This is a genomic window from Bacillus tequilensis, assembly GCF_012225885.1.
GTDB classification, from domain to species: domain Bacteria; phylum Bacillota; class Bacilli; order Bacillales; family Bacillaceae; genus Bacillus; species Bacillus tequilensis.
Genome location: NZ_CP048852.1, coordinates 3,016,316 through 3,031,454, shown reverse-complemented (window position 1 = coordinate 3,031,454; position 15,139 = coordinate 3,016,316). Strand labels below are relative to the sequence as shown.

Sequence of the window (15,139 nt, the reverse complement as noted above, 5' to 3'; positions counted from 1 at the left end):
ATAGCATTTTCTGATCGGAGGAAAGGCAGGTGTAAAGAGGTGACGACAAACAGCATACTCATTATTGATTTCGAATTTACGATGCCGGAAGGAAAGTACAGGCCGCAAAACTTTTTCCCTGAAATCATTGAAGCCGGAATTGTAAAGTCGGTTGATGATGAAGTAGTTGAGACGTTTTCTAGCTATGTCAGACCGAAAAAATTTCCGAAGCTGACAAAGCGCTGCAAATCATTTTTGAAAATAACCCAAAAGCAGGTAGACGAGGGAATGAGATTCGAAGATTTCATCCGTAAACTAAACGAGCTGGACCCTGAGAAAAACAGCACGATTATTACGTGGGGAAACATGGACATGAAAGTGCTGAAGCAAAACTGTATGTTTAACCATATTCCTTTTCCTTTTAAGGGAGAAATGAGAGATTTGTCGCTTGAATACAAAAACTTTTTTGGAGACCGGACACTGACGGGTTTATGGAAAGCTGCCGAAGAGTATGGCGATTCCGGAACCGGCACTCATCATAAAGCGCTTGATGATGCTCTAACAGCACATAAGCTTTTTAAGCTTGTTGAACAGGATAAGCAGTATCTCGAAAAACCAAAACCGCCGACAATCGGTGAAAGAATCGATTTATCCGAACTGCTCAAGCGCGCGACGTAAAAAACCCAATCTTTTGTCAGACTGGGTTATGTCCGGTTGAAATATTCCTTTTCTAACACGTCCAGATTGTGAAGGGAGCGCTTTGCCCACTCCGAACCATCCTCATTTAATTTAGCTCTCAGCTGTGCTGCCGCTTCCCGCAGAGACGCGGTATAATCCGGCACTTCACCGTCATAAGGCTTCACCATATGATGGGGGATATTGGTCTGTTCGCCGTATGCAAGCGCTTTTCTCTCATGAAAAAAAGGCACATCCGCCTGTTTTGGATGATGAAGGTCTCCTTGAGCGGGATGGGTGAGAACCGCTTTAATTTTCACTAAATAATGCTGCGGCCTGCAAGCCGTGATTTCTCCTATGTATACACCTGTTTTGTAAAATCCTTTAACGATAGAGCCTGTTTCAAACGTACTCATCTGTCATCACCTCGCATTTATTCTATAAAAGTTCCGTTCGATTTGCTAGTGAGGAAGATCAGCGGGAAGCTTAATTGTTACAGTGGTGCCTCTTTGGAAGCTGCTGTTAAATGAAATGGTCCCATGATGATGCTCAATAATTGAAAAGGTTACGGTAAGACCGAGCCCCGTTCCGTTTGTTTTTAATGAATAATAAGGTTCGCCGAGTTTTTGCATTTGATTGTCTGTCATGCCGACTCCATTATCTGAGATGTTGGTTATGATCGTATGGCCGCTTCTTTTCGCCGATATGTGGATGATCCCCTTTCCGTGGGGAACAGCTTCAATGCTGTTTTTTATCAGGTTGATGACAGCCTGCTTCAGCTTTGTTGCGTCACCATATACAAGAAGGCCCGGCTCCGCTTCGGCCTCGATGGTGACAGACTTGTAATTGGCATACGACACCATAAGGGAGCTTGTCTCTTTGATAAGAGTTGATAAATCAAAAACTTCTTTTTCGTACAATTGCTGTTTAGCCATATCAAGATAGTTTGTAATGATGCCTTGCGCCCGGTCAAGCTCTGACAGTACAAGCTTTTTGTAGTCTGCACTTGATTTGGTCTGAAGGGTTTCGTCATTAAACAGAAGCTGGACAAACCCGCGGACAACTGTCAGCGGATTCCTGACTTCGTGAGCGACGCTCGCTGCCAGCTCACTGACAATCGTCATTTTTTCTGAATGGATAAGCTGTGAACGCAGGGCGATATTTTCGGCGATGCTTTCGATTATATAGATGCTTAATAGAAGAACGATGGAGCGGAACAGCCCTGAGACTGTTGCCTCATAAAATAAAATCGATGATTTTTGAAAATTTAAAATATTGAGAGCGAAAAAAATCCAGCTGGAGGCGAAAAATAAGAAGATCTCCAAGCAGCTGATCAATAATGACAGCAGCAGTTTTTTCGCTTTGGACATGAATGGCCATTTTTTTTGAAATAGGATGGGGATGATAGTAAGAAAAGGAAGCAAAGTGAAAACAAAGATGGCGGAAGGTTCGTAAAACAGCAGTTCAAAACATAAGACACCTGCGGCGACTGTAAGCCCTGAAGCAGTCCCGATGTAAAATAAACAAATGATAACGGGAATCATCTGAAGGCCGTATTGTATGTATTCCATTTCATGGATAGGAAATATAATGCATAAAACGGAGGCGCCGCAGGCGAATAACGTGACCAGCCCGCTGTTTATTTTGGGCACAAGGATCGTCGGCTTTCCAAGCCAAAACACTTGGTAAAGAAGAATAGGAAACAAAATAAAGCAGATATGCAGGAGATAGTCTTTTAGAATTTCCATTCGCGTGAAATCCTTTCGTATAAAATATGAATCCATTATAACACTAAATATGACAAGGGAAATATAAAATTCCTTTATTAAGAACGCCTTTACAAATGATATGTAAAGGCGTTTAACAGCTATATTTACATTAAAGCGGCTTTAATGCGGCGCAGTCCGTCCTGTAAGGTTGCGAGAGAGCAGCCCGCGTTCAGGCGCATAAATCCTTCTCCGCCGGGGCCATATTTCGTTCCGGGCTCTAAAATAATTTTCCCTTTCTTCAGCATCCTTTGCTGAAGCTCTTTGTCAGACAAGCCGTAGGCGCTGAAATCGAGCCAGATCAGGTACGATGCATCCGGCTTCATCATGTTGACTTTCGGCAGCTCGGCGCTCAAAAAGGCTTCAGCTTCGTTCATGTTTCTCTCAAGGTATGAGATTAATTCGTCAAGCCACGGTCCGCCTTTTGAATAAGCGGCTTCGATCGCAGTGACGGCAAACGAGTTCAGTCCGCCTAAACCGTTGCGCTGCAGGCTTGCGTTAAACTTGGCACGCTTCAGCCGATCCGGAATCATGATTGCAGAAGCCTGCAGCCCTGCGATATTAAATGTTTTGCTTGGTGCAGCACATGTTATGGAAATATCAGCCAATTCATCTGAGAGAGCTGCGAATGGCGTGTGTTTGTTTCCGTACAGCATTAAGTCGGAATGGATTTCATCCGATACAACTGTGACACCGTGCTCAAGACACAATTCGCCGAGCTTCAATAAATCCTCCCGGCTCCATGAACGTCCAGAAGGGTTATGGGGATTGCATAAAATAAATAATTTGACGCTTGGGTCACTGAGCTTCGACTCCAAATCTTCAAAATCCATTTCATATGCGCCGTCTTTTTCCTGCAGCGGATTATGTAAAATCCGGCGGCCGTTTTTCTCAACCATATGATAAAAAGGCGTATAAACAGGAGGCTGGACAACCACTTGATCACCGGGCTCCGTGAAAGCCTGTACCGCCATGCTCAATGCAGTGACAATTCCCGGGCTGAATGTAATGCTCTCCGGATTCACCTTCCAGCCGTGCCTGTTTTGCATCCATCCGCACACGGCATCCTTCGTTTTTTGATCTGGAGCCGTATAACCGAAAATTCCGTGATCGAGGCGCTCTTTTAATGCTTCAGTTATCGCTTCCGGTGCGCGGAAATCCATATCCGCCACCCACATCGGGAGTGCGTCTGTCACGCCGAACAATTCGCCTGTTTTGTCCCATTTGACTGATTGGGTGCCAAGGCGTTCTTCTCGTTTATCAAAGTTCATTTTGTTACCCCCTCATGTCTGTTTCTTCTTCTGAACGCGACTATGATAAAATAGAACTGCAAATTTTATTATAAGCGGTGATGAATATGGAAGAAAGTCAAGCGGTCAGGGAAATGATCAAGATTATTTCCAAATGGGACCCGTTTCAATATGGAGAAGAGTTTTACGAAACGGAGGCTGTTGATGTCGTACAAGCCGTTTACGATGAAGACGACCCCAACGTCCTGGCGAAACGCATTCAGCAGATATTTGAAACCTCTTTTGAACAAACGCTGCCGATTGACAGCTGCCGGGAAGTGGCTGGCCGGCTATTAGTCATGAAAGACAGCAGCTCCTGTACGCCTTAAAAAAACCGGTTCGCACCGGTTTTTTTATTTGATAAACTCCGCAATTTGTTCGGAAACGAATTCAGGCCGTTCCTCAGGCACAAGATGCCCTGTCTGGCCAAGTGAGTACAGCACGGAATCGGGCAAATCACCGTGCAGGCGTTTACCGATCTCAACAGGGACGATTCGGTCCTCCTCGCCCCAAATCAATAAAGCAGGTTTGGTCATTTTCTTTAATTGCTCAGGTTCTAAGTCTCCTTCTCTATGGCGGATAAATCTTGCCATGGCTTTGAAAATCTGCTTGTCTTGAAACGGCCTGCCATAGCCGTCAATCATCTCCTCATCAATCAGCGCTTTGTCATGCACCACATTTAATAAATTTTTCATCACGCCGTCTTTCGAGAGCCAGCGCTTGATATAAAGGTGAAAATACGGGAGGTGGGTCCCGAGTATGATCGTCGGGTGCGAGCGTTTTAAATACCCTGAGCTGCAAAGCAGCACAACCTTTGAGACAAGCTCCGGCTTTTGGAGAGCAGCAGACAGTGCTATTTGCCCGCCCATAGAATGGCCGACAAGCGCAGCCTGTTTCACTTGCAGGTGATCCAGCATTCCAATGACAAGCTTTGCGAGGTTTTGATAGGTATAGATAAACGTTCTTGATTTTTCAGATTGGCCGAAAGGAGGCAAATCTAGCGCGATGATGTCGTACTTGTCCCGAAGAAGAGGGATAACTTTTCTGAAACTGAAAGCAGACGATAAAAAACCGTGCACGCAGACAAGCGTTTGCCTGCCGGGGTTTTGATAATGTTCGTAGTATACATTTACGCCATCGACCGTAAGCCGCCTTATTGGTGAAATCGCCTCCATTCTGTGTCACTTCCTTTCATGTGATGTCTGTATTGTGCCCTGAAATTGTCAATTCTAGCGGAAGTTTCTCCTTGTTTTTTCTTAGCATTCGTCAAAAAACGTGATATAATGTCATGAGATTTCTTGACATTGCAAAGGTGTGAATCGAATGAAATTGACAGAAAAAGAAACAGAAATATTAGAAATTTTAGACGAAAACAGCCGCGCCGATTTAGAAACCATTGCAAAGATGGCGGGCATCCCTGTAAATGAAGTACAAACAATTATTGATAAACTGGAAAAAGAAAAGGTTATCATCGATTATTCCGCTATGATTGACTGGCGAAAAGTCGACGGACATGAAGGCGTCACAGCCATGATTGACGTCAAAGTAACGCCGAAACGGGGAGTCGGTTTTGATGAAGTGGCGGAACGAATTTACCGATTTCAAGAGGTTGAATCAGTTTACCTGATGTCAGGCGTATACGATTTGTCTGTCGTGATTCGCGGCAATTCGATGTCTGACGTAGCGCGTTTTGTTTCAGATAAGCTGTCCACACTTGATTCAGTTGTATCTACGACAACCCATTTTATCCTGAAAAAATACAAGCATGACGGCAAAGTGTTTGAAACAGGAGACGACGACAAAAGAATCGTGGTGTCACCGTAAATGACTTCGTATTTATCTGACTATGTACAACAAATAAAACCGTCAGGCATCCGCAAATTCTTTGATTTGGCGGCAACGATGGAAGGCGTCATTTCTTTAGGCGTCGGCGAACCTGATTTTGTTACTGCATGGAATGTCCGCGAAGCAAGCATTCTTTCCCTTGAACAAGGATATACGTCCTATACTGCCAATGCCGGTTTATACTCACTGCGTGAGGAGATCAGCCGTTATTTAAGCAGCAGGTTTGACCTTCGCTACTCGCCGGATAATGAGCTGATTGTGACAGTAGGTGCAAGCCAGGCTTTGGATATTGCCATCCGCGCGATCGTGAATCCAGGGGAGGAAGTCATCATTCCTGAGCCTTGTTTTGTGGCATACGATGCGCTTGTTTCTTTGGCAGGCGGCATCCCTGTTCACGTCCACACAACAGCGGAGAAAGGATTTAAAGCAACGGCTGCGGATTTTGAAGCAAAAGTCACTGAAAAAACAAAAGCCATTCTCATCTGCTCGCCATCGAATCCGACAGGTTCTGTATATTCGAAGGAAGAGCTGAATGAAATTGCTGAGTTTGCCAAAAAACATGATGTCATCGTTTTAGCCGACGAGATCTACGCGGAGCTGACATATGATGAGGAATTTACAAGTATAGCGGCATTACCGGACATGAAGGAACGGACGGTAGTCATTTCAGGCTTTTCAAAAGCATTTGCGATGACGGGCTGGAGGCTCGGTTTTGCCGCGGCACCATCCGTGCTTCGGGATGCCATGCTTAAAATTCATCAGTATGCGATGATGTGCGCACCTTCAATGGCTCAGTTTGCCGCCCTTGAAGGCCTGAAGAACGGCATGGAAGACGTAGAAAAAATGAAAAAAAGCTATCGAAGAAGACGGAATTTGTTTGTGGAAACGCTCAATGAAATCGGCCTCAGCTGTCATCATCCGGGCGGTGCTTTCTATGCGTTTCCTTCCATCAAAAGCACGGGAATGAGCTCGGAGCAGTTTGCCGAGGAGCTTCTGACACAGGAAAAAGTCGCTGTTGTTCCGGGAAGTGTATTCGGTCCGAGCGGTGAAGGATATATCCGCTGTTCATACGCAACCTCGATTGAGCAGCTTCAAGAAGCGTTAGTCAGAATGAAACGATTCCTGCATAAAACAACATAAAAAAAGATACGGACCTTTTGTCCGCATCCAATAAAAAGGGGGGGAATACTAGAAAGCCTTTGGTATTTTCAGTTTACCCCCTTTTTGCTGTGCATAAACCTGATTTTTGATAAAAAAGTTTTCTTTGCGGAAATTAGACATGTGTGATATAATTTTTAATTGCGTATAAACAGATATTTAATTTAACTTAGGAGTTGTTACGAATGGCAGCAAAATTTGAAGTGGGCAGTGTTTACACTGGTAAAGTTACAGGATTACAAGCGTATGGTGCGTTTGTTGCATTAGATGAAGAAACTCAAGGTTTAGTACACATTTCTGAAGTGACTCACGGTTTCGTAAAAGATATCAACGAGCACCTTTCAGTTGGCGACGAAGTACAAGTAAAAGTACTTGCTGTTGATGAAGAAAAAGGAAAAATCAGCCTTTCAATTCGTGCGACACAAGCTGCGCCTGAGAAAAAAGAAAGCAAACCAAGAAAACCTAAAGCTGCGCAAGTAAGCGAAGAAGCTTCTACACCACAAGGTTTCAACACATTAAAAGATAAGCTTGAAGAGTGGATTGAAATGTCCAACCGCAAAGACCTTATCAAAAAATAAGCATCAAAAAAGCACCGGACAGGAATGTTCGGTGCTTTTGATTTAATGCAAAATCCCAAAACACTATGTTTTAGGATTTTGTCTCCTTTTGTCAGCGTGATTGCAAACCTTTGAAGTCTAGGAAGGGCGAGCATTGAAGCACAGCGAATGTACAATTCGTGAGCACCGACGCGCAGACCCGACAACGAATGCGAAGGTTTGTCAACTCGCTGAAGCACCGGACAGGAATGTTCGGTGCTTTTGTGATCCTATCGCATTTCAGGATTTGCTGCCTCTTCGCGTGATCTTTCCTCGTTTGGCTTAAACAGCAGACCGAGGTTGATTAAGCCGGCAATTCCGACCAGACCGTAAATGATGCGAGAAAGGGCTGAGCCTTGGCCTCCAAAGATGGCCGCTACTAAGTCAAATTGGAAAAATCCGATCAGCCCCCAGTTAATAGCGCCAATGATCGTTAAAACAAGACAAATTCTTTGAATGGTGCTCATGTTTTGCAACCTCCTCCATGAATTATTAAAACAGTTATAGATTGTGACATTTTGGAGAATCTATACATGCATTCCCCATATTGAAGGAAACTGGCTTGCCCTCACTTATATCAGCTTTTTCCCAGCATCCTTCCATACGAAACCATTCGATATGGTGAGAGCTGATTGCTTTACATGTAGTGAAGGCATTCTGCATAATAAAAAAACAAGGAGGAGATGTCATGCAAAACTTTACATACTGGAATCCGACCAAATTAATTTTCGGGCGCGGAGAAGTGGAAAGACTGCCGGAGGAACTCAAACCTTACGGAAAAAACGTATTGCTCGTCTACGGAGGCGGAAGCATTAAACGGAGCGGCTTGTATGATCAAGTGATTGAACAGCTGAATAAAGCCGGAGTGAACGTGCATGAATTAGCAGGTGTAGAACCGAACCCGCGTGTGGCGACTGTTAATAAAGGTGTTGCGATCTGCAAAGAACAAAACATTGATTTCTTGCTTGCTGTCGGAGGCGGAAGTGTCATCGACTGTACAAAAGCGATTGCCGCAGGAGCGAAGTATGATGGTGATGCGTGGGACATCGTCACGAAAAAACATCAGCCAAAGGATGCCCTGCCTTTCGGAACGGTATTGACTCTCGCTGCGACTGGATCTGAAATGAACTCAGGCTCGGTGATTACAAACTGGGAAACAAAAGAAAAATACGGCTGGGGCAGTCCGCTCGTATTCCCTAAATTCTCAATTCTAGATCCGGTGAATACGTTCACCGTTCCTAAAAATCACACGATTTACGGAATGGTTGACATGATGAGCCACGTATTCGAACAATACTTCCATCACGTATCAAACACGCCGTATCAGGACCGTATGTGTGAATCTCTTCTGCGTACAGTCATTGAAACAGCGCCTAAGCTGATCAACGATCTCGAAAATTACGAATTGCGTGAGACGATCCTGTATACAGGAACAATCGCATTAAACGGCATGCTCTCTATGGGTGCAAGAGGGGATTGGGCTACTCATAATATTGAACATGCAGTATCAGCCGTTTATGATATTCCTCATGCCGGCGGACTGGCGATTTTGTTCCCGAACTGGATGAGACACACACTGTCTGAAAATCCTGCCCGCATGAAACAGCTTGCAGTTCGCGTGTTTGATGTTGAAGAAGCAGGTAAGACAGATGAAGAAATCGCCCAAGAAGGCATCGATAAGCTGTCTGCATTCTGGACAAGTCTTGGCGCTCCAAACCGTCTTGCTGATTACGATATTAATGACGAGCAACTTGACACAATTGCTGACAAGGCAATGGCGAACGGGACATTCGGCCAGTTTAAATCACTCAATAAGGAAGATGTGCTTGCCATTTTAAAAGCATCTCTATAAACAAAGGGGGAAATAGCCGTTCGGCTGCTTCCCTTTTTCTTTTTGTCAGCTTATGTTACAATTGAAAACCTGTTTTTCATCAGTATCATTTGGAGGTTGTTACATGGAAAATTTCACTTATTATAATCCGACAAAGTTAATCTTTGGAAAAGGCCAGATTGAACAATTAAGAAAAGAATTAAAACAATACGGCAAGAATGTCTTGCTTGTTTACGGAGGAGGAAGCATTAAACGCAACGGCCTCTACGATCAAGTCACAGGTCTTCTAAAAGAAGAAGGCGCTGTTGTTCGTGAGCTGTCAGGTGTAGAGCCGAATCCGCGTCTTGCGACTGTTGAAAAAGGCATTGCTCTATGCAGAGAGCATGACATTGATTTTCTGCTTGCTGTGGGCGGAGGAAGCGTTATTGACTGCACAAAAGCGATTGCTGCCGGTGTCAAATATGACGGCGACGCTTGGGATATTTTCAGCAAAAAAACAACAGCAAAGGATGCGCTGCCGTTCGGAACTGTTTTAACTCTTGCTGCGACAGGCTCTGAGATGAATCCAGATTCCGTGATTACAAACTGGGAAACAAATGAGAAATATGTGTGGGGCAGCAATGTGACTCATCCGCGTTTCTCTATTTTAGATCCTGAAAATACATTCACTGTTCCGGAAAATCAAACAGTGTACGGCATGGTTGATATGATGAGCCATGTATTCGAGCAATACTTCCATAATGTCGAAAACACACCGCTTCAAGACAGAATGTGCTTTGCGGTTCTGCAGACCGTCATCGAAACAGCGCCTAAGCTTCTAGAAGATTTGGAAAACTACGAGCTTCGTGAAACGATTTTGTATGCGGGCACAATCGCTCTGAACGGCACGCTGCAAATGGGCTACTTCGGTGACTGGGCTTCACATACAATGGAGCATGCTGTTTCAGCTGTATATGATATTCCTCATGCGGGCGGACTGGCAATTCTGTTCCCGAACTGGATGAGATACACGCTAGATACAAATGTCGGCCGTTTTAAAAACCTCATGCTCAACATGTTTGACATTGATACCGAAGGCAAAACAGATAAAGAAATTGCGCTTGAGGGCATCGACAAGCTGTCTGCCTTCTGGACAAGCCTCGGCGCGCCTTCCCGTCTTGCCGATTACGATATCGGGGAAGAAAAGCTTGAGCTGATTGCTGATATCGCAGCCAAAGAAATGGAGCACGGCGGTTTCGGCAATTTCCAAAAACTAAACAAAGATGACGTGCTTGCCATCCTTCGCGCGTCTCTATAATCCCTTAGGGCGGAATCCAGTCATTCCGCCCTTTTTTCTTCACTTGATTTCACAGATAAGTTCATATAAAGTGAAAGATGAAAACATTCTACCGTTATGGAGGGACAAGCAATGACGCATGTACGCTTTGACTACTCAAAAGCGTTGACTTTCTTCAACGAACATGAACTTACATATCTGCGAGACTTCGTAAAAACAGCACACCATAATATTCATGAAAAAACAGGCGCTGGCAGCGATTTTCTAGGCTGGGTTGACCTCCCTGAACATTATGATAAAGAAGAATTCGCGCGCATCAAAAAAAGCGCGGAAAAAATCAAATCTGACTCTGATATATTGCTTGTTGTCGGAATCGGCGGCTCTTACCTCGGCGCGCGGGCTGCAATTGAAGCGCTTAATCACGCGTTTTATAACACATTGCCAAAAGCAAAACGCGGCAATCCGCAAGTTATTTTCATCGGAAACAACATCAGTTCATCTTATATGAGAGATGTCATGGATCTTCTTGAAGATGCTGACTTCTCTATTAATGTGATTTCTAAATCAGGTACAACAACTGAACCTGCAATCGCTTTCCGTATTTTCCGCAAGCTTCTTGAAGAGAAATACGGCAAAGAAGAAGCAAAAGCGCGGATTTACGCAACAACTGATAAAGAGCGCGGCGCATTAAAAACGCTCTCAAACGAAGAAGGCTTCGAATCATTTGTCATTCCTGATGACGTCGGCGGCCGTTATTCTGTATTAACAGCTGTAGGCCTTTTGCCGATTGCTGTGAGCGGCGTCAACATTGACGACATGATGAAAGGCGCATTTGATGCGAGCAAAGATTTTGCAACATCTGAATTGGAAGAAAACCCTGCATACCAATATGCGGTTGTTCGCAATGCGCTTTACAATAAGGGCAAAACAATTGAAATGCTCATCAACTACGAACCGGCGCTGCAATACTTTGCAGAATGGTGGAAACAGCTGTTCGGAGAAAGTGAAGGGAAAGATGAGAAGGGCATTTATCCTTCTTCAGCTAACTATTCAACAGACCTTCATTCATTAGGCCAGTACGTACAAGAAGGCCGCAGAGATTTATTCGAAACAGTACTGAATGTAGAGAAACCTAAACATGAGCTGACAATCGAAGAAGCGGATAGCGATCTTGACGGCTTAAACTATTTAGCCGGAAAAACGGTTGATTTCGTTAACAAAAAAGCGTTCCAGGGTACGATGCTTGCGCATACAGACGGAAATGTCCCGAACTTAATTGTTAACATTCCTGAGCTGAATGCATATACTTTTGGATACCTTGTGTATTTCTTCGAAAAAGCCTGCGCGATGAGCGGCTATCTCCTTGGCGTCAATCCATTTGACCAGCCTGGAGTAGAGGCGTATAAAGTCAATATGTTTGCATTGCTTGGCAAACCTGGCTTTGAAGAGAAAAAAGCAGAGCTTGAAAAACGTCTGGAAGATTAATGTAAGGAAGCTGACTGGCATGTGCCGGTCAGCTTTTTATAAAATCAGAAGGGTGCTGATGGTTCATGAAACAATTGGTTAAGCATCTCATCATTGCCATTTTTTCTGCTGCTGTTCTATGCATTCTTTTTTCCTTCGACGCCGTGCACACAGAGTTTTCCTCAAGCTTCGGCGGTACGATGTTATACTTTTTCATCCTCGTCTTTCTTCCTATTGGTTTGCCGCTTGCGCTTTTTACCGATGCGGTACACCGGATGTTGCATGTAAAACGATCTCATACTCTTTTCACTAAATTAGGGCTCTATGCCGCGGTTGTTTATCTTTCATGGGAATCGGCCGCAGGGCTTGCACCGGCGATGGCTGTTTACTTTTTATTTGAATGCGCTTTCTTTTCTGTCGGACGATCGAAAGAAACAACGATTTCCATGTAGTTTGCCTCTGAATGAAGTCTTGCCCGGAAGGACAGGATAAGTAAAAAAGGGGCATTTTGATGATACCAATACCTTCTGTGATAGATGGGCAGTCTTTTCTGCTTCAAGAACTGGAACAAGTGATGAAGCCGCTCGGTTATGTGATAAACGGCGGCTGGGAATACCATCACGGCTATTTTGATTATAAAATTGATGATAGAGACGGCTATTTGTTTTTAAGGATTCCCATCAATGCGGTACAGGGCAGTCTCGATGAACGCGGCGCGGCTGTCCGGATCGGAACGCCGTTTATGCTAAGGCAGGTGTTTCAGACGGATCTTGACGACCACGCCGAGGGAGGGCCGTTCCAATCATTGTTTAATCAATTTTCCGAACCGGAAAGGCGGGACGCGGAAATTGATCCAGCGTATTTAGATATCGGCGCCTCCCTTGTGAAGGAACTGGAGGATGTTTTGCTGCATTAGATGGCAAGAAATTGGTCTGTTTCGAGCACTTTGTATGTAAGAGGAGGGGAAATCATCGGCCCCTCCTCTTTTTGTACGCCTATAATTGTCGTGTTGTGATCAAGGAAATAGAGGATGCACGTTTTGTAAGCCGCTCCCTTTAGTTCATCAGGAACAGCAAGAAGCTCCACATGCTGATCAAGTGTCAGCTTGATTCCGTTCTGCTGTTTAGAAGGCCGTAGCTTGACTTGGTAATGATGCAGGATCGCCCGGCTGATAAATTCTGAAGTTCCGATAATTTGATTAGCGCCTGCCCGCTCAGCGTTTGTGACAAACCGGTCAGTCAAAATCTCAGCAATGCAGTAAGCAAGAGGATTAAGGCCTTTAACTGATAAAAGAATCAGCACCGACAGCATATCTGCTTCCGTTTCACTTTTATACTGATCGGCCGTAATGATCACTGATTCCGCTTCAGTAATATTGGCTCGTTTCAATGTCTCATCATCAGCAGCGTACCCTCGTATGAAATGGACATTTTCGATAAGCGGGCCTTCTTTTAAAGATTCATCGATCAGCACAACCGTCTTAGAAGGAGCCGCAAGCTGCAGCTCCTTCAGCAGGCGGTTTGTTTTTTCATTCCACCCGATGATAATAATGTGGCCGCGGCCTTTGTAAGCGACTTTTCCTTCGATGTAGCGGTGCTGTCTGTTGAATGCAGCCGCTGATAATGTGGCGAAATACGCGGTGACAAAGCTTGCTCCGCTCAAAATCAGCAGAATCCCGGCAGCCTGTCCCAGCGGCGTGTGCGGCACATAATCTCCATAACCGACTGTCGAAACAGTAACGACAGCCCACCAAATGCCTTCAAATACCGAAGTGAACTGCTTTGGCTCAAGTATATAAATGATTTGGCCGAATAAAAGAATCAGACATAAAATAATAACCCCAATTCGGATAAATAACGGCCACCGGAGCCATGAAATAAATATCCGGTTTGATTTCATTCGTTTTCTCCTTCTTCAGATACTGAAATGGATAAAATCTGTTTTATGATTGTATTTAATTTCTTATTTAGCTTTTCCTGGCCGTACATATCCCGAGCCTGCTTCATTAAATCGGCAGTATCATCATCAAACTGGATCAGCGGCTCATCGATTTCCGATTCATTATAAAGCTGGATAAACGCGTCCAGCCCTTCATTCATTCGGTCAATTGCCGTGCTCAGCCGTTCCTTTTCCTCGCTCGTCACTTTCATGGCTTATACCACCCGTACTTTTTACTAACAGTATGTCCCACTTCCGGTGATGTTTTTCAAAAAATGAACAAAACATATAAAAACGGATTTCTCCATAAACTAAAACAAAAAGGATGAAAAAAGATGACGATCATTCAAAGAACGATCGTGGTTTTGATCGGTACACAGCTGGCTGCATCCGCAGTCATATTGTTTATTTTCGATTTGAATTCATATAATCACTTTTCAGGCAGCTTCTCATGGCTTCACTTTCTGAAACAGCTGGCCGGCAGTTTTTCCTTTTATTTGTTTATATCAGGACTGTTCTTTCTGCTGATCGGAATGTGTGCTCCGAGCCGGAAGAAGAAGCGCATTTCTGTACACGGGAAAGAAAACTCATTAAAATAATCGTAATAAGAAATGATCATGAAAAAAGGATGATGAAAAATGCTGTTTATATTTTTAACAATAGCCGCATTGGGATTGTCGTTTTGGGCACAATTTAAAGTGAAGAGCAACTTTGAAAAATATTCAAAAGTGGAAGCCTCAAGCGGACGTACAGGGGCAGAAACGGCAAGACGGATTTTAGATATAAACGGTCTTTACGACGTGCCGGTCGAACCGGTAAGTGGCACTTTAACAGACCATTACGACCCGACAAGACGGGTGGTGCGTTTATCTGAGCCGGTCTATTACGGCCGCTCGATTTCCGCCATATCCGTAGCTTCCCATGAAGTCGGACATGCCTTGCAGCATCAGGAGTCATATGGTGCGCTTGTGCTGAGACATAAAATCTTCCCAGTCGTGAATTTCGCATCCGGTGTAGCGCCTTTGCTTTTCTTAGGGGGCATGCTTCTCGGCAGCCTGAATTTGATCGGCCTCGGCATCATTTTGTTTTCAGCCGCTGTCTTTTTCCAGCTGATCACATTGCCGGTTGAATTCAATGCAAGTTCACGCGCAAAGCAGATTATAGTGTCAGAAGGATTCATCCGAAACAATGAAGAGAATGGGGTAAATAAAGTGCTGAGCGCCGCCGCCTTAACGTATGTGGCTGCCGCCCTGGTTTCCCTGTTTGAGCTTCTTCGCTTTGTGATGATCTTCTTAAACGGTCGTAATGAGAATTAACGTTAA

19 protein-coding genes are annotated in these 15,139 nt (G+C 44.4%); 12 read left to right on the top strand and 7 right to left on the bottom strand.

The features are described 5' to 3' along the window. Positions 1–39 precede the first annotated feature (39 nt). Positions 40–657 carry a 3'-5' exonuclease KapD gene (gene kapD / locus G4P54_RS16105; protein ID WP_167873209.1) on the top strand — a complete coding sequence of 206 codons (618 nt, stop codon included), beginning with the start codon at positions 40–42 and terminating at the stop codon, positions 655–657. Between the two features lie 26 nt (positions 658–683). On the opposite strand, the gene kapB is transcribed toward kapD, so the two are convergent. The 3 genes from kapB to patB form a co-directional block, all read right to left on the bottom strand. Next, the gene (kapB, locus tag G4P54_RS16100) at positions 684–1,070 is read right to left on the bottom strand and encodes a kinase-associated lipoprotein KapB (RefSeq protein ID WP_024713000.1); all 387 of its coding nucleotides are present in this window, start codon (positions 1,068–1,070) and stop codon (positions 684–686) included. Positions 1,071–1,115: 45 nt separating this feature from the next. Continuing rightward, positions 1,116–2,402, bottom strand: a complete 1,287-nt coding sequence (locus tag G4P54_RS16095) for a sensor histidine kinase (protein ID WP_167873208.1) — start codon at positions 2,400–2,402, stop codon at positions 1,116–1,118. 125 nt (positions 2,403–2,527) lie between these two features. Beyond that, on the bottom strand, positions 2,528–3,691 hold the full coding sequence (patB, locus tag G4P54_RS16090) for a cystathionine beta-lyase PatB (RefSeq protein ID WP_167873207.1): 1,164 nt from the start codon (positions 3,689–3,691) through the stop codon (positions 2,528–2,530). A gap of 86 nt (positions 3,692–3,777) precedes the next feature. Between patB and G4P54_RS16085 the strand changes: the two genes are divergently transcribed. Beyond that, positions 3,778–4,038 (top strand): YugE family protein, encoded by a 261-nt coding sequence (locus G4P54_RS16085; RefSeq protein WP_167873206.1) that lies wholly within the window; start codon positions 3,778–3,780, stop codon positions 4,036–4,038. 24 nt (positions 4,039–4,062) lie between these two features. Here the strand turns inward: G4P54_RS16085 and G4P54_RS16080 are convergent, their stop codons facing one another. Further along, the gene (locus G4P54_RS16080) at positions 4,063–4,884 is read right to left on the bottom strand and encodes an alpha/beta fold hydrolase (RefSeq protein ID WP_167873205.1); all 822 of its coding nucleotides are present in this window, start codon (positions 4,882–4,884) and stop codon (positions 4,063–4,065) included. 148 nt (positions 4,885–5,032) lie between these two features. Between G4P54_RS16080 and G4P54_RS16075 the strand changes: the two genes are divergently transcribed. From G4P54_RS16075 to yugI, 3 genes are all read left to right on the top strand, one after another. Then, positions 5,033–5,533 carry an Lrp/AsnC family transcriptional regulator gene (locus G4P54_RS16075; RefSeq protein ID WP_003220765.1) on the top strand — a complete coding sequence of 167 codons (501 nt, stop codon included), beginning with the start codon at positions 5,033–5,035 and terminating at the stop codon, positions 5,531–5,533. Next, entirely contained in the window at positions 5,534–6,694 is a 1,161-nt protein-coding gene (locus G4P54_RS16070; protein ID WP_167873204.1) for an aminotransferase, read from the top strand. Positions 6,695–6,897: 203 nt separating this feature from the next. Continuing rightward, positions 6,898–7,290, top strand: a complete 393-nt coding sequence (gene yugI / locus G4P54_RS16065) for a S1 domain-containing post-transcriptional regulator GSP13 (RefSeq protein WP_003228864.1) — start codon at positions 6,898–6,900, stop codon at positions 7,288–7,290. Between the two features lie 248 nt (positions 7,291–7,538). On the opposite strand, the gene G4P54_RS16060 is transcribed toward yugI, so the two are convergent. Continuing rightward, entirely contained in the window at positions 7,539–7,775 is a 237-nt protein-coding gene (locus tag G4P54_RS16060; protein WP_003220771.1) for a DUF378 domain-containing protein, read from the bottom strand. Positions 7,776–7,996: 221 nt separating this feature from the next. Between G4P54_RS16060 and G4P54_RS16055 the strand changes: the two genes are divergently transcribed. The 5 genes from G4P54_RS16055 to G4P54_RS16035 all read left to right on the top strand — a co-directional run bounded on the left by G4P54_RS16055 (position 7,997) and on the right by G4P54_RS16035 (position 12,795). Next, a complete protein-coding gene (locus G4P54_RS16055) occupies positions 7,997–9,160 on the top strand; it encodes an iron-containing alcohol dehydrogenase (protein WP_167873203.1) in 1,164 nt (387 codons plus the stop codon). 103 nt (positions 9,161–9,263) lie between these two features. After that, positions 9,264–10,436, top strand: coding sequence for an iron-containing alcohol dehydrogenase (locus tag G4P54_RS16050; protein WP_024713007.1), 1,173 nt, complete (start codon positions 9,264–9,266; stop codon positions 10,434–10,436). 111 nt (positions 10,437–10,547) lie between these two features. Further along, positions 10,548–11,900 carry a glucose-6-phosphate isomerase gene (locus G4P54_RS16045; protein WP_167873202.1) on the top strand — a complete coding sequence of 451 codons (1,353 nt, stop codon included), beginning with the start codon at positions 10,548–10,550 and terminating at the stop codon, positions 11,898–11,900. A gap of 65 nt (positions 11,901–11,965) precedes the next feature. Next, a complete protein-coding gene (locus G4P54_RS16040) occupies positions 11,966–12,331 on the top strand; it encodes a hypothetical protein (protein ID WP_167873201.1) in 366 nt (121 codons plus the stop codon). A gap of 59 nt (positions 12,332–12,390) precedes the next feature. Then, positions 12,391–12,795 (top strand): YugN-like family protein, encoded by a 405-nt coding sequence (locus G4P54_RS16035; protein ID WP_024713009.1) that lies wholly within the window; start codon positions 12,391–12,393, stop codon positions 12,793–12,795. Here G4P54_RS16035 and kbfO read toward each other — a convergent pair. Beyond that, entirely contained in the window at positions 12,792–13,778 is a 987-nt protein-coding gene (gene kbfO, locus G4P54_RS16030; RefSeq protein ID WP_024713010.1) for a potassium channel protein KbfO, read from the bottom strand. The two genes, G4P54_RS16035 and kbfO, sit on opposite strands and share 4 nt — an antisense overlap. Next, on the bottom strand, positions 13,775–14,029 hold the full coding sequence (locus tag G4P54_RS16025; protein ID WP_032681571.1) for a protein mistic: 255 nt from the start codon (positions 14,027–14,029) through the stop codon (positions 13,775–13,777). The genes kbfO and G4P54_RS16025 overlap by 4 nt, the downstream gene beginning before the upstream one ends. Positions 14,030–14,152: 123 nt before the next feature. On the opposite strand from G4P54_RS16025, the gene G4P54_RS16020 reads away from it, so the two are divergent. Together G4P54_RS16020 and G4P54_RS16015 are read left to right on the top strand one after the other, a co-directional pair. Further along, a complete protein-coding gene (locus G4P54_RS16020) occupies positions 14,153–14,416 on the top strand; it encodes a YuzI family membrane protein (protein WP_167873200.1) in 264 nt (87 codons plus the stop codon). Between the two features lie 39 nt (positions 14,417–14,455). Beyond that, complete coding sequence (locus G4P54_RS16015; RefSeq protein WP_167873199.1) at positions 14,456–15,133, top strand: zinc metallopeptidase; 678 nt, start codon at positions 14,456–14,458, stop codon at positions 15,131–15,133. Positions 15,134–15,139 lie beyond the last annotated feature (6 nt).